Source organism: uncultured Ilumatobacter sp. (genome assembly GCF_963980585.1).
Lineage (GTDB): Bacteria > Actinomycetota > Acidimicrobiia > Acidimicrobiales > Ilumatobacteraceae > Ilumatobacter_A.
In genome coordinates, this window is the sequence record NZ_CAXCAM010000004.1 from 24201 (window position 1) to 46167 (window position 21967).

General features: G+C 62.4%; 19 protein-coding genes. 10 read left to right on the top strand and 9 right to left on the bottom strand.

Going from position 1 to position 21967, the window contains the following annotated elements:
- Nucleotides 1-4 precede the first annotated feature (4 nt).
- The 3 genes from ACH2DW_RS02230 to ACH2DW_RS02240 all read left to right on the top strand — a co-directional run bounded on the left by ACH2DW_RS02230 (nucleotide 5) and on the right by ACH2DW_RS02240 (nucleotide 3117).
- On the top strand, nucleotides 5-1168 hold the full coding sequence (locus ACH2DW_RS02230) for a clavaminate synthase family protein (protein ID WP_394928081.1): 1164 nt from the start codon (nucleotides 5-7) through the stop codon (nucleotides 1166-1168).
- 82 nt (nucleotides 1169-1250) lie between these two features.
- Complete coding sequence (locus ACH2DW_RS02235) at nucleotides 1251-2141, top strand: 3-keto-5-aminohexanoate cleavage protein (RefSeq protein ID WP_394928082.1); 891 nt, start codon at nucleotides 1251-1253, stop codon at nucleotides 2139-2141.
- Entirely contained in the window at nucleotides 2134-3117 is a 984-nt protein-coding gene (locus ACH2DW_RS02240; RefSeq protein ID WP_394928083.1) for a 3-hydroxyacyl-CoA dehydrogenase NAD-binding domain-containing protein, read from the top strand. Before ACH2DW_RS02235 ends, ACH2DW_RS02240 begins: the two co-directional genes overlap by 8 nt.
- A gap of 310 nt (nucleotides 3118-3427) precedes the next feature.
- On the opposite strand, the gene ACH2DW_RS02245 is transcribed toward ACH2DW_RS02240, so the two are convergent.
- The 4 genes from ACH2DW_RS02245 to ACH2DW_RS02260 form a co-directional block, all read right to left on the bottom strand.
- Nucleotides 3428-3766, bottom strand: a complete 339-nt coding sequence (locus tag ACH2DW_RS02245) for a P-II family nitrogen regulator (RefSeq protein ID WP_394928084.1) — start codon at nucleotides 3764-3766, stop codon at nucleotides 3428-3430.
- Between the two features lie 65 nt (nucleotides 3767-3831).
- Nucleotides 3832-5040 carry an ammonium transporter gene (locus tag ACH2DW_RS02250; RefSeq protein ID WP_394928085.1) on the bottom strand — a complete coding sequence of 403 codons (1209 nt, stop codon included), beginning with the start codon at nucleotides 5038-5040 and terminating at the stop codon, nucleotides 3832-3834.
- A gap of 247 nt (nucleotides 5041-5287) precedes the next feature.
- On the bottom strand, nucleotides 5288-5626 hold the full coding sequence (locus ACH2DW_RS02255; protein ID WP_394928086.1) for a P-II family nitrogen regulator: 339 nt from the start codon (nucleotides 5624-5626) through the stop codon (nucleotides 5288-5290).
- A 29-nt stretch (nucleotides 5627-5655) separates the two neighbouring features.
- Nucleotides 5656-7044: an ammonium transporter gene (locus ACH2DW_RS02260; protein ID WP_394928087.1), complete on the bottom strand. Its 1389-nt coding sequence runs from the start codon at nucleotides 7042-7044 to the stop codon at nucleotides 5656-5658.
- 532 nt (nucleotides 7045-7576) lie between these two features.
- Between ACH2DW_RS02260 and ACH2DW_RS02265 the strand changes: the two genes are divergently transcribed.
- From ACH2DW_RS02265 to ACH2DW_RS02290, 6 genes are all read left to right on the top strand, one after another.
- Nucleotides 7577-8821 carry an acyl-CoA dehydrogenase family protein gene (locus ACH2DW_RS02265; protein WP_394928088.1) on the top strand — a complete coding sequence of 415 codons (1245 nt, stop codon included), beginning with the start codon at nucleotides 7577-7579 and terminating at the stop codon, nucleotides 8819-8821.
- 22 nt (nucleotides 8822-8843) lie between these two features.
- Entirely contained in the window at nucleotides 8844-9791 is a 948-nt protein-coding gene (locus ACH2DW_RS02270) for a Gfo/Idh/MocA family protein (RefSeq protein WP_394928089.1), read from the top strand.
- A 141-nt stretch (nucleotides 9792-9932) separates the two neighbouring features.
- On the top strand, nucleotides 9933-11207 hold the full coding sequence (locus tag ACH2DW_RS02275) for an MFS transporter (protein ID WP_394928090.1): 1275 nt from the start codon (nucleotides 9933-9935) through the stop codon (nucleotides 11205-11207).
- Between the two features lie 77 nt (nucleotides 11208-11284).
- On the top strand, nucleotides 11285-12805 hold the full coding sequence (locus ACH2DW_RS02280) for an Ada metal-binding domain-containing protein (RefSeq protein ID WP_394928091.1): 1521 nt from the start codon (nucleotides 11285-11287) through the stop codon (nucleotides 12803-12805).
- Nucleotides 12802-13314, top strand: coding sequence for a methylated-DNA--[protein]-cysteine S-methyltransferase (locus ACH2DW_RS02285; RefSeq protein WP_394928092.1), 513 nt, complete (start codon nucleotides 12802-12804; stop codon nucleotides 13312-13314). Before ACH2DW_RS02280 ends, ACH2DW_RS02285 begins: the two co-directional genes overlap by 4 nt.
- A gap of 177 nt (nucleotides 13315-13491) precedes the next feature.
- The gene (locus tag ACH2DW_RS02290) at nucleotides 13492-14469 is read left to right on the top strand and encodes an aldo/keto reductase (protein WP_394928093.1); all 978 of its coding nucleotides are present in this window, start codon (nucleotides 13492-13494) and stop codon (nucleotides 14467-14469) included.
- A 37-nt stretch (nucleotides 14470-14506) separates the two neighbouring features.
- On the opposite strand, the gene ACH2DW_RS02295 is transcribed toward ACH2DW_RS02290, so the two are convergent.
- Nucleotides 14507-15100 carry a hypothetical protein gene (locus ACH2DW_RS02295; RefSeq protein ID WP_394928094.1) on the bottom strand — a complete coding sequence of 198 codons (594 nt, stop codon included), beginning with the start codon at nucleotides 15098-15100 and terminating at the stop codon, nucleotides 14507-14509.
- A gap of 218 nt (nucleotides 15101-15318) precedes the next feature.
- On the opposite strand from ACH2DW_RS02295, the gene ACH2DW_RS02300 reads away from it, so the two are divergent.
- Entirely contained in the window at nucleotides 15319-16491 is a 1173-nt protein-coding gene (locus ACH2DW_RS02300; RefSeq protein ID WP_394928095.1) for an ABC transporter ATP-binding protein, read from the top strand.
- Between the two features lie 80 nt (nucleotides 16492-16571).
- Here ACH2DW_RS02300 and ACH2DW_RS02305 read toward each other — a convergent pair whose 3' ends face one another.
- From ACH2DW_RS02305 to ACH2DW_RS02320, 4 genes are all read right to left on the bottom strand, one after another.
- Entirely contained in the window at nucleotides 16572-17663 is a 1092-nt protein-coding gene (locus tag ACH2DW_RS02305) for an LLM class flavin-dependent oxidoreductase (RefSeq protein WP_394928096.1), read from the bottom strand.
- Nucleotides 17660-18562 (bottom strand): aldo/keto reductase family oxidoreductase, encoded by a 903-nt coding sequence (locus ACH2DW_RS02310; protein ID WP_394928097.1) that lies wholly within the window; start codon nucleotides 18560-18562, stop codon nucleotides 17660-17662. Before ACH2DW_RS02310 ends, ACH2DW_RS02305 begins: the two co-directional genes overlap by 4 nt.
- A gap of 109 nt (nucleotides 18563-18671) precedes the next feature.
- Nucleotides 18672-19640 carry a carbohydrate ABC transporter permease gene (locus ACH2DW_RS02315; protein WP_394928098.1) on the bottom strand — a complete coding sequence of 323 codons (969 nt, stop codon included), beginning with the start codon at nucleotides 19638-19640 and terminating at the stop codon, nucleotides 18672-18674.
- A gap of 1 nt (nucleotide 19641) precedes the next feature.
- Complete coding sequence (locus tag ACH2DW_RS02320) at nucleotides 19642-21888, bottom strand: carbohydrate ABC transporter permease (protein WP_394928099.1); 2247 nt, start codon at nucleotides 21886-21888, stop codon at nucleotides 19642-19644.
- Nucleotides 21889-21967: the final 79 nt, after the last annotated feature.

Consider the following 21967-nt stretch of genomic DNA (forward strand, 5'->3'; position numbering starts at 1 on the left):
AACCGTGACCGTGGTGGTGACGCCGGACTTCGACACGTATCGGTGGGCATCGATTGCACGCGTCACGCGTGAGTTGCCGATGGTGCGGGTCCACTGGGCCGACGGGGTGCGGCTCGATTGTTTTTCGCTGTGGCTCTATGAGAACACGGTCGCCATCGACCCAATCACCCGTGAGTCCACGGTTGACCCGTTCGACCTGCCCGGTCCAGAAGTGCTCGCCGGGGCACACATCGGGTCCGATGGTGCACTCGTGGTCGCCTGGATCGACGGGACCGAGTCACACGTCCACCCCGGATGGCTGCGATCGATTGCCGACACCAAGCATCTGCCTGATGCCGTTTCGGGCGCTCCGACGGTGTGGACCGCAACGATGGAGGAGCCACCGACGTTCGATGGCTCAGCGGTCCTCGACGATGACTCGGTACTTGAGGCGTGGCTGACCGCACTCGTCACACACGGACTGGCTCGGCTGCGCAATACGTCGGCCAACAGCGAAGCGATGGAGATGATTGGGCGGCGGATTGGACCGATCCGAGGCTCCAACTTTGGCGACGTGTTTACCGTCGAGGCAATCTTCGACCGGGCCGACTCGCTCGCCAACACCGGCGCCAACCTCGGACAACATGCGGATCTCCCGACCCGAGAGACGCCGCCAGGCTTTCAGTTTCTTCACTGCGTCGAGAACACGGTGGCGGGTGGTGCGTCGCGAATGACCGACGGGCTCGCCGTCGTCGAGCGGTTGCGTGCCGAACATCGCGACCACTACGAGGCGCTCACCACCCTCGAGTGGGTCTTTGCAAACCGAGCGAAAGACGGTGACCACCGGTGGATCGGACCGATGATTGACCACGGCACGACCCACAGTCCGCTCACGATGCGCGCGTTCTATCCCGTTCGCCTTGCGCCGCACATGGCGCCAGTTGACGTCCCTCGGGCGTACGCCGCGATGCGCGTGTTTTCGGCGGTCGCTCACGATCCGGAACTGATGTTGTCGAACCGATTCGAACCGGGCGACCTTGTCGGCTTCGACAACCGGCGCATTCTGCACGGCCGCGACGCGTACGATCCCGGCGTCGGACGCCGAGTCCTGCGCGGCTGTTACATCGACCGCGACGACGTGCTGTCGCGCTTACGCGTCCTGCGACGCAACGGTGCAACGGCCGAGTGACGCATCCATCGGCTCTTTCAGCTGCTCTCCCATCTCCACCCTCATCTCCACCCTTATCTCCACACAACGAAACGAGACCCCAATGAGTTCTGCCTTCATCACCTGTGCTGTTACGGGCAGCGGCGACACCGTCGGAAAGTCCGACAAAGTGCCGTTCACACCCGAAGCCATCGCCAACGACTGTATTGCTGCGGCAAAGGCAGGTGCCGCGGTGGTGCACATTCACGTCCGCGACCCGATCACGGGTGCGCCGTCGCGTGAGGTCGAGTACTACGCAGAGGTCGTTGACCGGGTCCGATCCTCGAACGTTGATCCGGTCATCAACCTCACGGCGGGGATGGGCGGCGACGTCACGTTCGGCTCGGTCGAGCGACCTTTGCCATTGGCCGAGGAAGGCACCGACATGGTCGGCGCGACGGAACGGCTCGACCATGTTCGCAAGATCCTGCCCGAGATCTGCACGATCGACTGCGGCTCGATGAACTTCGGCGAGGGGGACTATGTCATGACCAACACGCCGTCGGTCCTCGCCGAAATGGCGCGTCAGGTGCAAGAGCTGGGGGTGCGACCGGAAATCGAAGTATTCGACACTGGACACCTCTGGCAGGCAAAGTCACTGGTCGAACAGGGTCTGATCGCCGATCCGGTAATGGTGCAGCTCTGTATGGGCATTCCGTGGGGTGCGCCCGCCGACCTCAACACGTTCATGGCGATGGTCAACAACATTCCCGAGAGCTGGACCTTCAGTGCGTTCTCGATCGGCCGGAAGCAGCTGGAGTACGTCGCGCTGGCCGCGATTGCTGGCGGCAACGTACGCGTTGGCCTTGAGGACAACCTGTATCTCGATCGCGGTCAGCTGGCCACGAACCAGGACCTCGTCGAGCGAGCGGTCGCCATCCTGAGCGGAATGAACATCGACATCATGAATGCCGATGACGTGCGCGAGAAGATGCAGCTGACCCGGCATGGCTGAGCTTCCTGCCCGGGCCGCCGTCGTCGGGTGTGGCGTGATCGGTGCAGCGTGGGCGGCTCGGATGCGTTTGCGCAGCGTCGACGTCGCTGTGTACGACCCGTCTCCGACTGCGAGTGAGGTTCTTGATGCGGTCATGGCCGATGCGGTATTGGCCTGGGCGGCGCTCGGCCTCGCGACCGATCAGGTGGGGTCACTCACGATCGTCGACTCGATTGCCGAGGCTGTCGACGGGGCAGGTCTCGTTCAGGAGTCGGTACCAGAACGGATCGACATCAAGCACAGCACGCTCGCAGCGATTGATGATGTCGCTCCTCTCAACGCGCTCATTGCATCGTCGACGTCGGGCTACCAGCCATCAGACCTCGCGACGGCAATGAACCACCCCGAACGATTCGTCGTGGCGCACCCCTTCAACCCGGTGTACCTCCTGCCACTTGTCGAAGTTGTCGGCGGTGTCCAGACGTCGCTCGGAACGATCGACCGGGCAATGGACACGTACCGGGCGCTCGGCATGCACCCGCTTCACGTCCGCAAGGAAATTGACGCGTTCATTGCCGATCGCCTGCTCGAAGCGGTGTGGCGGGAGGCCCTGTGGCTCGTCAACGATGGCATCGCAACGACCGAGGAGATCGATGATGCGATCCGCTTCGGATTCGGCCTCCGCTGGGCGCAGATGGGGACGTTCGAGACGTATCGCATCGCCGGGGGAGAGGGCGGCATGCGCCACTTCATGGCGCAGTTCGGTCCGGCCCTCAAGTGGCCGTGGACGAAGTTGATGGACACACCTGAGCTGACCGATGACTTGATCGACACCATCGCCGACCAGTCTGATGCTCAGGCCGGGGACCGGTCGATCCGCGACCTGGCGCAGGAACGTGACCGGAACCTCGTCGCCATCCTCAGCGCCTTGGAAAGCGTTGGAGCGGGCGCCGGCCAGACCTTGGCCCAACTGCGCGAACTCCAGCAACCCTCCTGAGTCGTTTGTGTCGGGATTTCTGCGGACCGGTCCGCAGAAATCCCGACACAAACACGTCAAGATGTGGAGATGCGACCCGAGGAAGCGATCTCGACATCCAGCGGTGGCATTGCCTGGCCGGTCGTGATCATCGGTGGGTTGATCATTCTCGCGGGCCTCGTTGCGCTCCGAGGTGAGTTCCGGAATTGGAGAACGCGCCGAGCGGAGCGACGCCAATCTCGATGAACAACGTTCTTGCCCGGCGTGCGCGGTGACCTCGATGCGCGGTGGTTCCAGGTCCGTGACCGCACACAAACGGTCGCCAGGATCGTCAGATGGCGTCGGTGCCTTCTTCGCCCGTGCGGATACGCACGACGCGATCGACGTCGGTGATCCAGATCTTGCCGTCACCGATCTTGCCGGTGGCAGCTGACTTTGTGATCGCGTCGACCACATCGTCGACGCGGCTCTCGTCGACGACTGTGGCCAGGCTGACCTTCGGTACGAAGTCGATCTTGTACTCGGCGCCCCGGTAGGTCTCGGTGTGTCCGCCCTGCCGGCCGAAGCCGCGCACCTCGGACACCGTGATGCCGGTGACGTCGATGGCTTTGAGGGCGTCCTTCACATCGTCGAGCTTGAAGGGCTTGATGACGGCGGTGATGAGTTTCATGTCGGTCCTGATCGTAGTGCGCTGGTCGAAGTGGACTGGGGGCGAAGGTCAGTAGTTGGAGAGCGTCAGCTTGAGTAGGCCGACTCGGCGTGCTGGCTCTGGTCGAGGCCTTGCAGTTCGGCGTCTTCGTCGACGCGCAAGCCCATCGTCCCGTCGATGATCTTTGCCAGGATGAAGGTGACCACAAACGAGAAGACACCAACGACGAGGGCGGCAACGAACTGATCCTTCAGGAGTTCAAGCCCGCCGCCGTACAAGAGCCCGTCGAACTCGCCGTTGATTGCGGTGTCAGCGAAGAAGCCGAGCAGCAGGGTTCCGACGATGCCACCGATCAGGTGGACGGCAATGACATCAAGGCTGTCGTCCCAGTCCATCTTTTCCTTGATGCCGAGTGCGAGGAAGCACAGCACGCCGGCCGCAGCGCCGATGATCAGTGGTGCGGGACCGCCGACGAAACCGGCGCAGGGGGTGATTGCGACCAATCCGGCAACCGCACCCGAGGCTGCGCCAAGCGTGGTCGCGTGACCTGACTTGAGTCGCTCGACGAGGAGCCAGCCGAGCATGCCCGTCGCTGCTGCGAGATGAGTGTTGACGAGCGCCTGAGCAGCGACGCCATCGGCGGCCAGGCCAGAACCCGCGTTGAAGCCGATCCAGCCGAACCACAAGATGCCGGTACCGAGCATGGTGAGCGGCAAGTTGTGCGGCGGCATCGCGACGGTTCCGTGCCCCCTGCGGTTGCCGATGACGATGACCACGGCGAGCGCGGCGACTCCTGCGTTGATGTGAATGGCGGTGCCGCCGGCGAAGTCGAGGGCACCCATGTCGAGCAACCAACCGTTGAAGACCCACTTGGCAGCCGGGACGTAGACGAGCAGTGACCAAAATCCGATCAACACTGCGTACGAGCCGAACTTCAGCCGATCTGCTGTGGCACCCGTGATCAAGGCCGGTGTGATGACGGCAAACATCATCTGAAAGGCAACAAGTGCCATCCCCGGGATGTCGCCGTCGAGATTCTTGACGTCAGCGAGGAACAAGAAGTCGAAGTTGCCGATCCAGCCGTTGCCGCTGTCACCGAAGACCAGCGAGAACCCGACGATGGCCCAGATCGTCGACACGAGGCCCATCGCGAAGACGTTTTGCATGAGCATGCCGAGCACGTTCTTCGACCGAACCATGCCGCCGTAGAAGAAGGCGAGGCCGGGAGTCATGAAGAGCACGAGGGCCGCGGAAGTCAGTACCCACGCGGTGTCACCAGAGTCGAGAGCAAACATGGCCATGGAACGTATGCACGTCTGCCCGGCTCGCGACAGGGCGAAACGCGATGTTCACAAGGTGGAAACACGCTCAATCCACGTTTGCGAGCCCGCCATATGTCGCGGGCGCAGCCTGAGCGGTACGCAAACGGGGAGCGTGGCCCGAAAACGACTGATTCCCCGGACTGCGAGAGCCCGGGGAATCAGTGCAGCGCTTCGCTACGTTGCGAATCGCCGATCTTCACGGCAATTCAGATTGCAGCGGTCAGACGGCGTCGCCGCCCTCCTCGCCTGTGCGAATCCGAACGATCCGATCGACGTCGGTGATCCAGATCTTGCCGTCACCGATCTTGCCGGTCGCAGCCGACGCCGTGATGGCGTCGACGATCGAGTCGACGTCGGCGTCGTCGACGACGACTTGGATGCTGACCTTTGGTACGAAGTCGATCTTGTACTCCGCTCCTCGGTAGGTCTCGGTGTGTCCGCCCTGACGGCCGAAGCCGCGGACTTCGCTCACCGTGATGCCGGCAGAACCGGCAGCTTTGAGGGCGTCTTTGACGTCATCGAGCTTGAACGGCTTAATGATTGCAGTCACGAGTTTCATGTTGGTCTCTCTCTTTCTTCGTCAGTCGTTCAGGCGTAGGAGGGGTCGTTGGAGTAGCCGGCCATGCCGTGCTCGGGAACGTCGAGGCCTTCGACTTCCTCTTCCTCGTCGACCCGCAGGCCGATCGTGGCCTTGAGTGCTCCGAAGACGATCAGGCTGGCAACGCTGACCCAGGCGATGATGATGAGCACCATCAGGCCTTGCACGGCGAGCTGCTCGAAGCCGCCGCCGTAGAAGAGGCCTGCGTCGTCACGACCGAGGAACGCATCGTCGTAGCGGGCGAAGAGCCCGATCGAGAGGACGCCCCAGATGCCGACGACACCGTGGACGCTGATGGCGCCGACCGGATCGTCGATCTTGATCTTGTCGAAGAACAGCACCGAGAAGACGACGATCACACCGCCGATGGCACCGATCACGATCGACATGATCGGAGTCGCAGTGCCACATGGTCCCGTGATGGCAACGAGTCCGGCGAGCACGCCATTGCCGACGAAGGCAACGTCGGGCTTGCCGGTCTTCATCCAAATCACCGCAGCAGTCGTGAGACCGCCAGCAGCCGCAGCAAGGATCGTGTTGAGCGCAATGCCCGTCACAAGGTTGTCCGCAGCGAGCTCGGAGCCGGGGTTGAAGCCGAACCAGCCGAGCCAGAGGATGAACACACCAAGGATGGCGAACGGGATGTTGTGGCCCGGGATCGCTCGTGCGCTGCCGTCTGCGGCGAACTTGCCCTTGCGAGCGCCGACCAGCTTGGCTCCGACCAGAGCGGCGATGCCGCCGGTCATGTGGACGACACCGGAACCAGCGAAGTCGGAGTAGACCGCATCACCGATCGAAATGCCGGCGATGAAGCCGCCACCCCAGGTCATGTGCACCACGACTGGGTAGATGATGGCGCACATGAACACACCGAAGATGAGGTACGAGGTGAACTTCGTCCGCTCAGCCATGGCGCCCGAGCAGATGGTGACTGCTGTGGCGGCGAACACGGCCTGGAAGAAGAAGAACGTTCCATGGGACAGGTTGATGACACCACTTCCGCCGATGGCGTTGATGTCGAGATCCTTCATGAAGAAGGCGCCGCCCTCGGTACCGAAGAAGTCGTTGCCGCCGCTGAATGCCAGGGCGTACCCGGTGCAGAAGAAGGCGAGGATGCCGATGATCGCGTCAGCCATGTTCTTGGCGAAGATGTTGACGACGTTCTTGGCACGAGTGAGGCCTGCCTCGACGAGCGCGAAGCCCGCCTGCATGAAGAAGACCAAACAGCCGGCGATGAACACCCAGATGTTGTCGAGGACCGCTTGGACCTCGGATGCTTCCTGAGCGATGACGGTGCCGGGCATGAGGGCAACGAGGGCAGTGACGCCACCGATGCCGGAGATGATTCGAAGCGCTCGATTGCGCACGGGTTCCTCCAAAGGATTGGGGTAGGGGAAAATGGGATTTGCTTGGAGAATCCAGTGGCGCCGTTGCCGTCCGGATTGCGAGGCGCAAGCTACGGACCTCGAGTTGCGGGCTCATCGCCGCAGTGTTTCCAGTGCGTGAATTGGTCGGAGGGGTGACCGAAGCGAATCACGGTGACGGCGTGTCGGCACCGCAATGTCCCGGAGACGATCGCCCTCTCCTGAGAGGGAGAACGTCATCCCGCCGGGGTGCAACCACCTCGCTGGGGTGCAACGACCTGTGTGGACGATCGCCCGCCCCCAGGGGGATCCAGCTGGCTCGGAGGGGGGTGAGTTGCTGGCTGAAGGGGCGAGGCGACCGTCCAAAACAAGCTACGAGAGCGATGTTGCGCAACTATGCAAATTTGGTGAACGACTCGTGAACAGCTGCGAACCAGTCAACTGAACAGCGGCGGAATGCCCAATGCTGGAACCGGGGGAGCTCACGGGACGGGTGGCACACCGCTGTGATTCGAAGCCTCCACCCATTGCGCACAAGAATGGTGGGATGGACCTGACGTACCCGAACGAAGCCGAAGAGTTCCGCGCCGAGATCAAGGCGTGGCTGCACGACAACCTGCCCGACGGCTGGTTCGATGACGGCTTCGAGATGACGGCCGAGGAACGCAAGGAGTTCAACGCGACGTGGCCAACGAAGCTCTTCGAGGGTGGCTGGATTTGTGCGACGTGGCCAGCCGAGTACGGCGGCAAAGGCCTGAGCACGATGCAGGGCGTTGCGCTCTCAGAAGAATTCGCCAACGCGAAGGCACCGATGCGCGGCGACTTCTTCGGCGACACCCTGGTCGGCCCGACGCTGCTGCAATGGGGTACCGAGGAACAGAAGAAGGAGTTCCTCCCAGGCATCCTGCAGGGTCGGACTCGCTGGTGTCAGGGATTCTCCGAACCCGACTCTGGTTCTGACTTGGCGTCGATCAAGACCACCGCTGAACTCGATGGCGACGAATGGGTTATCAACGGCCAGAAGGTCTGGACGACCCAGGGACACCACGCCGACTACTGCTTCTTGCTCACCCGGACCGATCCTGACGTCAAGAAGCACGCCGGCATCTCCTACATGCTCGTTCCAATGAACCAACCGGGCATCGAAGTCCGCGGCATCACGCAGCCCGACGGTACGGCCGAGTTTTGCGAGGTCTTCTTCTCCGATGCCCGCTGCGCGAAGGACGCCGTTGTCGGTGGAATCAACAACGGTTGGAAGGTGGCGAACTCCACGCTCGGATTCGAGCGTGGGCAGTCGGCGACGACCGGCTTCCGTCGATTCGCCGAGGAATATCGACTCCTCGTCGAGAAAGCGAACGAGAACGGGTCGATCAACGATCCGCACATCCGGCAGCGGTTGATGCAGTACTACTCAAAGATCGAGATTCTGCGCTTCAACGGCCTCCGCAATCTCACCGCCACGCTCAACAAAAGCAAGGACATGGGAACTGCGGCCCTCGGCGCAACCAACAAGATGTTCTGGACCGAGATGCACCAACGCTCCATGGAACTCGCGCTCGACATTTATGGCAGCGACTCCATGCTGATTGACACTGGCCCCGAAGCGGGCGGCTGGCCGGGCGCGAGCCGCGACCAGCGACGTGAGGGCTATCCGGTGAGTCCGATGATGTCGTCGTTCTTCTTCTCCCGCTCCGAGACGATCTGGGGTGGCACGAGCCAGATCCAGCGCAACATCGTTGGCGAGCGTGTGCTCGGGCTGCCGAAGGAGCCGAAACCGCCGACTGGCGACTGAGCGGCCTCGTAGTATCTCAATCATGACAATCCGAATCGGTGTGATCGGTGCGGGTGGCATGGGCCGCGAGCACATCAAGAATCTCGCCGCCATCGACGGCGTCGAGGTCATGGTGGTCGCCGATATCGATGCCACCGCGGCGCTCGACGCAGCCGGGCTCTGTGACGCTGCAGCGTCGACCGACGCGGCCGACGTCGCGGCAGATTCGAGGCTCGACGGTGTGGTCATCGCATCGCCTGATGACACGCACGCCGATTTGACGATTGTGGCGGTCGAGCGAGGCAGATTCGTCCTGTGCGAGAAACCCTTGGCGAGCGTCGTCGCCGATGCCGAGCGCGTCGTCGCTGCGGAAGCCACCGCCGGCCGGCCGTTGGTGCAGGTGGCTTTTATGCGCCAGTACGACCCGGCACACCTGCAGGTTCGATCAGCGATGAATGATCTCGGGTTGGTTCGCCACGTTCGAGCTGTGCATCGCAACACGAATCATCAATGGGAACGCCCACTCGATCTGGTCTTGTCGCAGTCGCTGATCCACGACGTGCACACCGCCCGGTGGCTGACGGGAACGGAGTTCTCTTCGATCACAACGCAGGTGGTGAGTGGACCGCGACCGGTTGAACACGTGGTGTTGCTCGGCGTGATGGCAGATGGGTCCACGGTCACGATCGAGTTCGTCGAGGCGGCCTACGGCTACGACGTCGAGTTAGAAGTCACGTGCGAGCGGGGCATGGTCACCGCGCCACAACCAGCACAGCCCGTCGTGCGATCCGAAGGCGCCGCCCATCAGCACGTCGGAGATGACTGGTTCGGCCGTTTCAGTGAGGCATACCGACTCGAGGCGGAGGACTGGATTGCCGGCATTCGGGCTGGTGAGGTACGCGGACCCACCTCGGTCGATGGGTTGACAGCGCAGCGGGTGGTCGACGCGGCGATTCGTTCGGCGGTCTCCGGCGAGCGCGAGCAAGTCTGATCCCGTCTGATTTGCCTCGTCTGTTTTGCCTCGGAGTGAAAGTGGATCGTGCCGTCGTTGGGACCGGCAGTTCTTTGTGACTTCCGGCCAGGCAGCTGGGCGGGTCCGCACGTTCCAACGCCCGGTCGGCATGATTGGGAGATGGCAGTGACCGGGCGAGGCCCTCGCGATCTCGACTCGGCTGGGCCGGTTGAAGAAGAGCGGCTGGTCACGCGCCCGTTTGTCATCGTGACGCTGAGTGCGTTCGCCTTCTTCATGTACATCGGCACCCTGGTGCCGCTCGTTCCGCTGTTTATCGAGGGTCCTCTCAAGGGCGGTGAGTTTGCGCTCGGTTTGAATGCGGCGGTCTTCGCGACTGCAGCGATCTTCGCTCGGCCGGTGCTCGGTCGGTTGGCAGATCGCTACGGCCGGCGATCGATCATCATCGGAGGAGCGTTGACCGCGGCGACTGGCGGCATGCTGATGAGTCAGACCGACTCTCTGAGCGTGCTCATGTTCCTGCGAGTGCTCACTGGAGTGGGCGAGGCGGCAGTGTTCGTGGGCGCCGCCACACTCATCGCTGATCTTTCGCCGCGTGAGCGTCGAGCCGAGGGAGCGAGCTACTTCTCCGTGGCGGTGTTTAGCGGTCTCGGAATGGGCCCAGTCTTCAGCGAGTGGCTCCTCGATGACGTCAACTTCGAGCGCACCTTCATCGCTGCCGGTTCCTTCGCGATTATCTCGGCAGCGATTGCTGTCTTCGCTCCCGCCCGTGTCGAGTCACCTGATGACAACGAAGCGACAGCCGTTGATTCGACGCGTCGCGGCGCCCCGCCGATGAAGGCTCTTGCGGAGAGCGGGGTCTTCAGTTTCGTCCACCCAGCGGCGATCCTGCCGGGGACCGTTCTTGCGTTTGGCATCGGCGGGCTCACCACGTTCTTCCTGTTCATCCCCGACTACGCCCGGGATCATGGATTCACCAGTTCGGGCGGCCTGTTCCTTGCCTATGCGCTCGTCTCACTTGTCATCCGCCTGTTCGGAGCAAAGCTGCCGGAGCGTCTTGGGCCGCGTCGCTCGGTGTCGATTGCCCTGAGTGCGATGGCGGCCGGTCTGGCCGTATTCGCGCTCTTCCCCAGCGTGCCCGGCCTCTGGACAGGAGCGGTGCTGATCGGACTTGGCGCTGCGTTCAACTACCCGTCATTGATGGCGCTCACCGTCAACAACGCGAGCGACGCTGAGCGGGCCTCCGCGATCAGTTCGTTCACGATGTTCTTCGAGATCGGTTCGGCCGGCGCGGGACTCGCCATCGGTGTCCTCGCGCAGCTCGTCGGCAAGCAGTACGGCTTCTTCGGCGGAGTGGCGTTCTGCCTGATTGGGCTCTGGCTGTTGCGGGTCAAGGTCGCACCAGCCGAACCGAGGCCGGCGATCGTGCCCGCCTAGGGCAGCGGAAATCAGACGCCTATCGCGGTGGCTGATTTCCGCTGGTGATGCCGTCGATGCTCCGCCATGATGGAGCCATGCCACCGCTCGACCACGACCACTGCTACGGCATCGTTCGCAGCGGTGACCGCAGGTTCGACGGAGTGTTTGTCACGGCGGTGAGGACCACGGGGATCTACTGCAGGCCGAGCTGCCCCGCAATGACCCCGAAGCAGACCAACGTCGAGTTCCACCACACACCTGCAGCAGCGCAGCAACGCGGATTTCGGGCGTGCAAACGATGCCGCCCCGACGCGTCGCCTGGGTCGCCGGAATGGAATCTGCGACAAGACGTCGTCGGCCGAGCAATGCGGATGATTGCTGACGGCGCCATCGAACGTGACGGCGTTCCCGGCCTGGCCCGGCAACTCGGCTACAGCGAGCGGCACCTCAATCGAGTGATGACCGACGAGCTGGGAGCGGGACCGCTCGCCATCGCCCGAGCTCACCGCGCGCACACGGCGCGGTTGCTCATCGAGACCACATCGATGTCGTTCATCGACATCGCTTTTGCCGCTGGATTCGGCAGCGTGCGTCAATTCAACGACACGGTGCGTGAAGTCTTCGCATCGTCGCCGACGGATCTTCGAGCGAAGCGCGGAAGTGTCGCGGGCGCTGGGCCAGGAGGAGAAGTGGTCCTTCGCCTCCCTGCGCGGCAACCGTTTGCGGGTGCTGAGCTGCTGGCGTTCCTCGGAGCGCACGCGATTCCCGGCCTCGAGTCGTGGGACGGCGAGTGCTTCGCGTTGGTGCTCACGCTTCCGCACGGTCACGGCACCGCTTCGCTGCGCGCACATGACGATCACATCGAGGCCCGAGTGCGACTCGTCAACTGGGCTGATCTGTCGAGTGCCGTGCAACGACTCCGGCGTCTCCTCGATCTCGATGCCGATCCGATTGCGATCGACGAAGCGCTGAGGATCGAACCAGCGCTCGGACGATTGGTCCACGCGATGCCTGGACGGCGCGCTTCGGCGAGCGCCGATCCGTTCCAGACGACTCTCCGGGCCATCGTGGGGCAGCAGGTGTCGCTTGCTGGCGCGCGCACCGTGACAGGTCGACTCGTCGCTGCACTGGGAGCGCCAATCGACGCGGATCTGGCTGGCGCAACCGCGCTGACGCATGCTTTTCCGACCGTCGAGCAACTCGCCGATGCTCCTGATGAATTCTTCGCGATGCCGACGGCCCGTCGTGACACCGTGCGACGAGTTGCCGCTGCGGCTGCGGACGGTGCGCTCGTCCTCGACGCCGGTGTCGACCATGTCGAGACTCGTGCGCGGCTGCTCGAACTGAAGGGCATCGGCCCGTGGACTGCCGACTACGTGGTGATGCGTGGACTCGGTCATCCCGACGTGTTCCTCGGCACCGACTTGGTCGCAGTGAATGCACTGCGAGCACTCGGCCTTGAACCCGCCGACGCCGTGCGGTGGGCGCCGTGGCGCTCATATGCCCTGCATCACCTGTGGGCGAGCCTCGGAACACTCGATTCGGCTGCACGCTCTGCTGCCAGCTCAACACTTGGCCAACCATCAACCGCAACGACGAGAACGGAAGTGTCATGACGGCGACCACCCTTGCCTCAACCACGATGAGTAGCCCCGTTGGGCAGCTCACGATCATCGCGTCGGATGCAGGCATCCGCGCTGTGCTCTGGCCGACCGACAACCCGAAGCGAGTGCCGCTCGGCGACGTGGAACCCCGTGAAAATCATCCCGTGCTGTCGAGTGCCGTGACGCAGCTCGGCGAGTACTTCGACGGGCATCGTCAAGACTTCGACCTCCCGCTTGATCCGACCGGAACTGAGTTCCAGCAGTCGGCGTGGACCGCGTTGCGGACGATTCCGTTCGGCACGACAGTGAGCTATGGCGAGCAGGCCGAACAGATGGGTGACAAGCGCAAGGCGCGTGCCGTCGGTGCTGCGAACGGGCGCAACCCCATTTCGATCATCGTGCCCTGCCATCGCGTCGTCGGATCGAACGGATCACTCACCGGGTTCGCCGGAGGCATCGACACCAAAGACTGGCTCCTCACCCACGAGCGCCGCGTCGCCGGCCACACCCTCAACCTCTAGTCAGCCGGCCTCACCACGAAACTCACCACGAAAAATGTTGGTTCAGCGTCGCTGAGCGACGATTTTGCTGCACATTTCGGTTGAGGTGCGACGGGGTCTTCGTTCTGTGTGGGATCAACGTCGCTGAGCGGGCACCTCCCTTCATTTTTCGGGGGAGGGGTGTGGCAGGGTGGCGAGATGAAGTACGTCCCCTTCGGAAACACTGGACTGTCGATCTCCGCGATCACGCTGGGCTGCATGAGTTACGGCGAATCGGGGAAGGGCACGCATGCCTGGAGCATGGACGAGGCCACCAGCCGACCGTTCATCGAGCAAGCGCTCGAGGCAGGTATCAACTGCTTCGACACTGCCAACGTTTACTCACTTGGCTCGAGCGAAGAGATCATCGGCCGAGCGTTGGCGGACATGACGAACCGCGAGGACGTCATCATCGCGACCAAGGTCCGCGGACGAATGCGTGAAGGACGTTTTGGAGAGGGTCTGTCGCGCAAGGCGATCATGCACGAAGTCGATGAGAGCCTGCGGCGACTCGGAACCGACTACATCGACCTGTATCAGATCCACCGATGGGACCACCGCACGCCGATCGAGGAAACGATGGAGGCGCTGCACGATCTGATCAAGATGGGCAAGGTGCTCCACATCGGTGCCTCATCGATGTATGCCTGGCAGTTCAGCAAGGCGCAGTACGTGGCCGATGCGAATGGTTGGACGCGGTTCGTCAGCATGCAGCCGCACTACAACCTCATCAACCGCGAAGAGGAACGTGAGATGCTCCCGCTCTGTGTGGACATGAACATCGCCGTGATCCCGTGGAGCCCGATGGCTCGTGGCAAGTTGACCCGGGCATGGGATGAATCGACAAACCGCACCGAGAGCGATGAGTTCGGCCGGTACCTCTACGGCATGGAGGAATCCGATCGCGCCGTTGCCGATGCGGTCGCGGCGGTTGCTGAGGGACGCGGCGTTCCTCGGGCACAGGTGGCGCTGGCGTGGGTGTTGCGCAACCCGGCGGTTACCTCGCCGATCATCGGAGCAACCAAGCCGCATCACATCGATGACGCGGTGGCAGCCGTCGAACTTGAACTGACCGACGACGAAGTCAAGACCCTCGAAGATCCGTACGTCCCACACCCCATTGTCGGCTTCGCGTGACGTGATCCAGATCCTGCCTCAGCAGTAAGAACCGGAACTACTTGCGGCGAGCGGCGGTGGACTGGGCTTTGCGCGAGCGGTCAGCTTCTTTCTTGGCGGCCTTCGCGGCCTTGCGCTGTTCGCGCAGCTTCGCTTGCTCGTCGTCGGAGCGCTTGGCGGTGTCGAGCACCGGAGCGAGCTGCGGCTCCTCGGTCTTGGGCAGAGCAAGCACTTCGTCGTTCTTCAGCAGGTCACGGATGATCGCCGATGCCGGAGCCTCGCCCGCAATAGTGGCAGCGAGCATGATGCGCGTGACGGCGAGCCCGTGGCGTTCGACGAGTCCGGGCAGCACTTCCTTGAGCTGATCAGTCGACGGGTTGTCGGCATTTTCGCCGAGTCCCTCGATGCAATCGGTGAGACAAGCGTCAGACAGGATGGCCGCGATTGCTTCCATGCTGCCGTCGATACGACCGGCCTTGACTCCGGCACGCAATGAGTCGGCATCGAGTTCACCTTCGACAAATGACTCGAGTCCCTCACGGTGATCATCGTCCAACGCCTCGATGCCCGATGTGATTTCGTCGTCGGTTGCGGCCTTGATCGAGCGGTCCAGCAGACCCAGAGCCTGCATGCGGTTCTTCACGTGATTCACGGGCAGCGACGCTACCGCTGAAAACAAGCCGAGCAGTACGGGACCCGAGTCCGGGTTGCCGACGACTCCGTCAACTTCAGTGATATTGCCGAGGTTGCAGGCGGTTTGTCTCGATGCCTTCTGGACGTGCGACCCTCATCCGACCTATTCTGTAAACGCTTACATGTTCGTGCCGTCCGACTTTTGGAGGCGGTCACGAGGGGGACATCGGAGGAATCATGGCAACAGTGTCGCTCGACGGCGTCGAGAAGATCTATGACAACGGGTATCACGCCATTCATGACTTGAGTCTCGACATTCAGGACAAAGAGTTCCTGGTCCTCGTTGGCCCGTCGGGTTGTGGCAAGTCCACCGCGTTGCGCATGGTTGCCGGCCTTGAGTCGATCTCGGGCGGCGAACTCCGCATCGGCGACCGTGTTGTCAACGATGTCGAGCCGAAGGATCGCGATATCGCGATGGTCTTCCAGAACTACGCCTTGTATCCGCACATGAGCGTGTACGACAACATCGGGTTCGCGCTCAAGCTGGCCAAGGTTCCCAAGGAAGAGATCGACGTCCGTGTTCGCAAGGCGTCGGCAATCCTCGAACTCGACTCGTACCTCGACCGCAAGCCCGGCTTGCTGTCGGGCGGCCAGCGCCAACGTGTCGCAATGGGTCGCGCCATCGTTCGCCAGCCGGCAGCATTCCTGATGGACGAGCCGCTCTCGAACCTCGACGCGAAACTGCGGGTTCAGATGCGCGCGGAGATCGCAGCGCTCCAGCGCGAGCTTGCAGTTACCACGGTCTACGTGACCCACGATCAAGTTGAGGCGATGACGATGGGCGACCGGGTCGCCGTGCTCAAAGACGGATACCTCCAGCAGGTCGACACGCCGCAGAATCTGTATGACCGCCCTGACAACGTGTTTGTCGGTGCGTTCATCGGGTCGCCCTCGATGAACCTCTACGAGGGGCGAGCCGACATTTCTGGCGATGGCGGCAGCGTCACGTTCGGTTCGCACACGATCGGTCTTGACGAGCACGTACTCGCAGCGCGGCCGGGTCTCAAGGGATACGACGGCAAGCCGGTCATCGTCGGTATCCGCCCGGAAGACTTCGAAGATGCTGCGATGGTTGACGGCGCACCTGAGAACCGACGCCTGACATCCAAAGTGTCGCTGATTGAGTCGCTCGGTTCGGAGGTCATGGTGCACTTCCGGTTGGATGCCAAGACCGTTGATTCAGGTGACCCTGATGCTGTCGAGGAGTCGACGAGCGGGAACGCAGCGAATGCTGTTGGACGCTTCAATCCGCGTTCGAGAGCCCGCATCGGTGAGAACATCGACATTGCCGTGGCTATAGAGAACGTCCACTTCTTCGACGCTGAGACCCGCAAAGCTATTTGGTCCTGAAGCTCGCCTCGCCGAGTTGAGGAAGAGGACCGCTGCGCAATTCTGTTTGATCGCCTGCAGTCGACAGGACGGTGCGATGGTCAGTGCGTAAATCGGGGTTTGATCGGCGCGTGCGCGAGTTTCGGCAGCACATGCTCGGCAAACAAGTCGCATTCGGCGGCATGGGTGTACCCGGACAGGATGAATGCGCCGATCCCTACGCCTTGGTATGCCTGCAGCTTGGCGGCTACCTGATCCGGATTGCCGACAATCGCTGCGCCGGCGCCGCTTCGGGCCCGGCCGACGCCTGTCCACAGGTTGTCTTCGACGAAGCCGTCATCAGCGGCGCCTTCGCGGAGCGCTGCTTGACGGGCCACACCGAATGAGGCGGCGTCGAGCGACTTGTTGCGGATTGCATCGCCGGTATCGGCGTCGAGCTTCGACACCAGGTGCTCGGCTGCGGCGCGCGCCTCGGCTTCGGATTCGCGCACGATCACGTGGGCGCGAAGACCGTAGATGAGCTCGCGGTTGTAGCGCTCGGCGGCCAACGTCGTCATTTCGTTCACCGTGTCGCCCACTGCGGCAACGGTGTCAGGCCAGGTCAGGAAGACGTCCGACTCGGCGGCTGCGACGTCCTTGGCCGCCGGAGAGAATCCGCCGAAGTAGAACGGGGGAGACGTGGCGCCCTCGACGATCCGTGGCGGGTCAAGTTCGAGATCGACGAACTCTCCGTCAAAGTCGACAGCCTGACCGTTGAGCAATTGACGCAGGACCTGCATCCATTCCCGAGTGCGCTGGTAACGCGGTGCGGAGTCAAGCGCTTCACCCGGGATGTCGGAGCTGATGATGTTGATGCAGAGCCGGCCGCCAGCCATCTGATCGATGGTGGCCAGCTGACGGGCGAGCTGGGGGAGATGCATCTCGCCCATTCGAACGGCCAGCAGCAGGTTGATCTGGTCGGTCTGTGTGGCTATACCGGCGGCAAAGGCCGTCGAATCGATGCCGAGCGTGTAGCCAGAGGGCAGCAGCACGTTGTCGAAGCCGTTGCGATCCGCTGTCTGCACGATGTTCGAGCAGTGCATCCATGAGCTGGCGAGTGCAGGGTCGGGCTGGCCGAGGAACTCGTAGTCGTCGTCGCACAGAGCGCTGAACCAGGAGATTTCGGGAATGGTTGGATCGGTGATCGAACTCATGGCAGGGGGACCCCTTCAGATGCTTGGACGATGGCGTAGACGTCGCTGCGGTCGATTTGGACGGCGAGCGCGCGGACAGTGTCGGTGATGCGATCGATGTTCTGGGATCCGACGATGGCGATCGGCCGCGACGGGTGCGCGAGCACGAATGCCATCGCGATATGGCTGCGGTCGACTCCTTCGCGCTCAGCGAGTCGATCGAGTTCGGCGAGCAACTCGGGAGCGACACCATCGCCGGTGGCGAGTGACCCGCCAGCGAGTGGGCTCCATGCCATGGGGGTGATACCGAGCTGCATGCACTGGTCGAAGGTGCCATCGCGCATTGGGTACAGGCGGCGAGCGGAAAACTCGGGTTGGTTGGTCGCAATGGGGAAGTCGAGGTGTGCTTGCAGCGCTGCGACTTGGGCCGGGGTGTGGTTGGAGACTCCGACCTCTCGGATCTTGCCAGCGACGCGCAATTCGGTGAGCGTCGCAGCGACATCTGCTGGGTGGGCGTACAGGTCAGGCCGATGGATCTGGTACAGATCGATCACGTCGACACCCATTCGCGTGAGCGACGCTTCACATGCAGTCCGGAGGTAGGCAGGCGACGAGTCGTAGGGGAGTGGCGGCAGGATGCCGCCTTTGGTCGCGAGCACCATGCGGTCGCGCAACCCCGGTGCCCCGGCGAGCACGGAGCCGAGGATTTCCTCGACCTGGCCGAAGCCTGTGCCACCCCAGTCGAAGCCGTAGACGTCCGCGTTGTCGACGAGGTTCATTCCAGCGTCCAACGCTGCTTCGAGGACTCGCCGAGCAGTGGCAAGATCGGTGTTCGTGTATCGCCAGAGCCCAAAAGACAGCGGTCCGACGTTGGCGAGCGATCCGAGCGAGCGAGGAGAAGAATCGACCAGAGTTGTCACACGGCCAACCTACCCATCCGAGGAGTCACCCGAGGCGGGTCGAACGTACTCTTCTGCACCCGTTCTTGCCGCGAGAAGTTTTGGCCTCGGAAAGAAGTGCTCTTTGCCGTTACCCCTTGACAGATCCGGCCAGGAGTCCGCGGACGAAGAAGCGTTGCAGTGCGAAGAATACGACCAAGGGGAAGAACGCTTGCACGAATCCGGCGGCGGGCAGCAGATGCTCGTTCCGTCCAAAGTCCCCGGCCAGGTTGGCGATGAGGATCGTGGTTGGGCGGGCGTCCGGGTTGGTGCCGGCGAACGTGTTTGCGATAAGGAAATCGTTCCACGTCCACAGGAACTGGAAGATTGCGAATGCGGCTAGGACGGGCACCGAGAGCGGCAACACGAGTCGCCAGAAGATGGTGAAGTGGTCGGCGCCGTCGATGCGTGCGGCTTCGAACAGATCCTTGGGGAGCCCGGAGATGTAGTTGTGCAACAAGAAGATGGCGAACGGCAGCGCGAAGCCGCAGTGTGCAATCCAGACCGCCGTGGTGGTGTTCACCAAGTCGAGGTCTGGGAGGATCGTGATCGTTTTGTCGATGATTGGCAGGGTGAGGTGGGCACCACCGACGAAAAGTTGGAGCAGCGGGATGAGTGCCACCTGCAGCGGAATCGCGAGCAGTGACACCGTTGCAATAAACAGCCCCTTGCGGCCTCTGAAGTCGATCCATGCGAAGCCGTACGCAGCGAAGGCGGCAACAGCGATGGGAATGATCGTGGCGGGAATCGTGATGGCGAACGAGTTCAACAGTGAGTCACCGAGTGAGCCTGACGCCGAGGCGCCAAAGACTGTGTCGTAGTTCTCAAAGGTCCACTCGGTTGGGTTGAGTCCTGTCCACCAACCACTCGAACGTTGATCATCTCGGGTTCGGAGACCGCTGATGAGCAGACCGACAGTGGGCGTCGCCCACACCACCACGATGAACCACAGCACGACTCTGGGGATGGCTCGGAAACCATCCATGAAGCGGCTGATGACGCCTCCGTTATGGAGCGTCGACTCGGCGGCCGTGTCTTCGGCGAGCTTGATTTCGGACATGTCAGTCCTCCCTCTGCATGCGGCGGATGTTGAGGACCATGACGGGCATCACTGAGATGAAGATCAGCATTGCCAGCGCGGCCCCTCGACCCGTATTTGCAGCGTTGAAGGCCTGGTTGAACATGTCGTTGGCCAACACCTGGGTACCGAAGTTTGAATTTGTCATCACTTTCACGACGTCGAAGACCTTCATCACGAGCACGATGATCGTTGTCACGACGACGCCGATGGTCGGGGCAATCTGCGGGAGTGTGACCCTCCAGAACACCTGTGATGTCGTTGCTCCATCAACGCGTGCTGCTTCGAGCACATCGTCAGGAACGGCCTGGATTGCTGCGGACAGAATCACCATGGCGAAGCCCGTCTGGATCCAGATCAACACGACCATCAGGAAGATGTTGTTGTAGGGCGATTCCTGAATGAAGTTGATCGGGCTGCCGACGACGTTGCCTGCGGGGTTCGTCTCGAAGCCGCCGACGCCACCTCCGATGATGCCCCAGTAGCGGACCAGGAACCAGCCGAGGAGCAGGCTGGCGATGGTCGGAACCGCGGCGGCGCCGTACTCCTTGCGCTGGACGGCCTTAACGACGGCGGTCAACAAGGCTGCGAAACACAGTGAGACGAAGAAACCAACGATAATTCGCTGTGCATTGCCGCCGAGCTGCGCCCAGGCCCAGGCGGCACCCCACAGGGCAAACGGTGCAAGAACGACGATGGCGAGCGCCCGTGCCCACTGCTTCTTCGTGATGGCAGTTAAGACCATCGCCAGGGCGGTGAGCCCAAGAATGAAAATCAGCAGCGTCGCCGCGACACCCCGGCCCGTGCTCAGTCGCCCGAGCCCGACCCAGAGTGCGTTGAGGACGCCGGTCTGCTCCTTCGACGAATCGCGGGCGACGTACATGAATCGCCAGATGACCGATGCGCCGACGAGCGAGATGGCCATCGGCATGAAGATCAGTGACTTAGCGGCCTTTTCGAACTTGGCACCGTCGGCCAGCACAGCAACTGCCAGTCCGAGGCTCGTTGAGACGAGGGTGACGACGAGAACCCACCAGAGGTTGTTGACGATCGTGCCGCGACTGGTCGTGAAGAATGCGAATGCCAAGAACATCCCGCCGAGCACAAGCGGTCCGAGGCTCGGGCTGCCCAGCTCGACCCATTTGCCGGTGCGATCTTTCATCTTCTTGCCAACCGAAATGAAGATGACGACCAGGATGAGGCCGATGCGCATCGGCCAGTTGAAGAAGGCGTCCCAGAATCCCGACAGATCAAGTGACGTCGTGTCGGTGAACGTCTCGATGTAGTTCTCGAACCACACGAGGTCTTCGCTGTCGCGGTCGAAGAACGACAAGTACAGCGTCCGGATGGCGGGAATGACGAGCATTGTGGTCAGGAACAACACGGCTGGCCCGATGAAGATGATCGGCCGGGCACGCCGATCGACCTCGTTGCGGTCGGCCGCCGTCGCTGGAGCCGTCATGCCGATGCGAGCACCGATGACCGCGGCAGGAAGAACCGAAGCGACGACGGCCCAACCGACGCTGCCCGTTCCGAGGTCGACTGCACCGAAGCTGCCGATGAGCCAGCCGATTGCTCCGCCGTTCATGGCACCGCCGAGCGGTGGATGTTGCCGGAGTACTGAAATGCCTGCGCCAAGGGCGGCGAAGGCCGCCGTCCAGATCAGCGTGACGACGATGTCGGTTTCGGGCCGAACCGATTCCTGGAGAAGCGCGCCGATGATTGCGCCCGCTGTCCCGAAACCGAGCGTGCCAAGGGCGATGCGCGGAGTCCTTTCGGTGAGCCCGCTAAGGAAGAAACCAACCGCGGCAATGATGCCGCCGATGACCAATGGCAACCAGATCCAGTTCACCAGATCGCTGAAGAATTCGCCATTGCCTCCGTCGTTGGTGAGACGGTTGCCAGAGATGATGCCGGTGATTGCGAAGGCGGTGAGTCCGAAACGCGCGGCGTTGAATGCAGCCCACCGCTTGGTTGCCTGATCGAAGAGGAGGTTGGCCCCAATCCAGAGGCCGCCGGTGATCGCGACGGCGGCAACGGCAAGGATGATGGTGCTGCGAATCTTGGGGACGAAGATGAAGCCGTAGGCGAGCGAGACGGCAATAATGCCCATGGCAATCCGGCCGGCGAGTATTCGCGCCGGGCTGAGTTCATTGGGATCTTGAGCGACAGCGCTGTCACCTGCTGGCGCTGTCGGCGTCTCCGAGTCGGTTGCTTCGAGCGTTGTCACGCAGTTCCCCTAATCTGACGCCGTCATCAGATGATGATGTCATGTGTTGTCTTCCCCGGTAACCAGAACGGGACGCTGA

Bases quoted from the DNA above. Each gene is read 5' to 3' on its own strand.
- ACH2DW_RS02235 (WP_394928082.1), top strand. From the start codon at position 1,251: ATGAGTTCTGCCTTCATCACCTGTGCTGTTACGGGCAGCGGCGACACC.
- ACH2DW_RS02240 (WP_394928083.1), top strand. From the start codon at position 2,134: ATGGCTGAGCTTCCTGCCCGGGCCGCCGTCGTCGGGTGTGGCGTGATC.
- ACH2DW_RS02245 (WP_394928084.1), bottom strand. From the start codon at position 3,766: ATGAAACTCATCACCGCCGTCATCAAGCCCTTCAAGCTCGACGATGTG.
- ACH2DW_RS02250 (WP_394928085.1), bottom strand. From the start codon at position 5,040: ATGTTTGCTCTCGACTCTGGTGACACCGCGTGGGTACTGACTTCCGCG.
- ACH2DW_RS02255 (WP_394928086.1), bottom strand. From the start codon at position 5,626: ATGAAACTCGTGACTGCAATCATTAAGCCGTTCAAGCTCGATGACGTC.
- ACH2DW_RS02265 (WP_394928088.1), top strand. From the start codon at position 7,577: ATGGACCTGACGTACCCGAACGAAGCCGAAGAGTTCCGCGCCGAGATC.
- ACH2DW_RS02270 (WP_394928089.1), top strand. From the start codon at position 8,844: ATGACAATCCGAATCGGTGTGATCGGTGCGGGTGGCATGGGCCGCGAG.
- ACH2DW_RS02275 (WP_394928090.1), top strand. From the start codon at position 9,933: ATGGCAGTGACCGGGCGAGGCCCTCGCGATCTCGACTCGGCTGGGCCG.
- ACH2DW_RS02280 (WP_394928091.1), top strand. From the start codon at position 11,285: ATGCCACCGCTCGACCACGACCACTGCTACGGCATCGTTCGCAGCGGT.
- ACH2DW_RS02285 (WP_394928092.1), top strand. From the start codon at position 12,802: ATGACGGCGACCACCCTTGCCTCAACCACGATGAGTAGCCCCGTTGGG.
- ACH2DW_RS02290 (WP_394928093.1), top strand. From the start codon at position 13,492: ATGAAGTACGTCCCCTTCGGAAACACTGGACTGTCGATCTCCGCGATC.
- ACH2DW_RS02300 (WP_394928095.1), top strand. From the start codon at position 15,319: ATGGCAACAGTGTCGCTCGACGGCGTCGAGAAGATCTATGACAACGGG.
- ACH2DW_RS02305 (WP_394928096.1), bottom strand. From the start codon at position 17,663: ATGAGTTCGATCACCGATCCAACCATTCCCGAAATCTCCTGGTTCAGC.
- ACH2DW_RS02315 (WP_394928098.1), bottom strand. From the start codon at position 19,640: ATGTCCGAAATCAAGCTCGCCGAAGACACGGCCGCCGAGTCGACGCTC.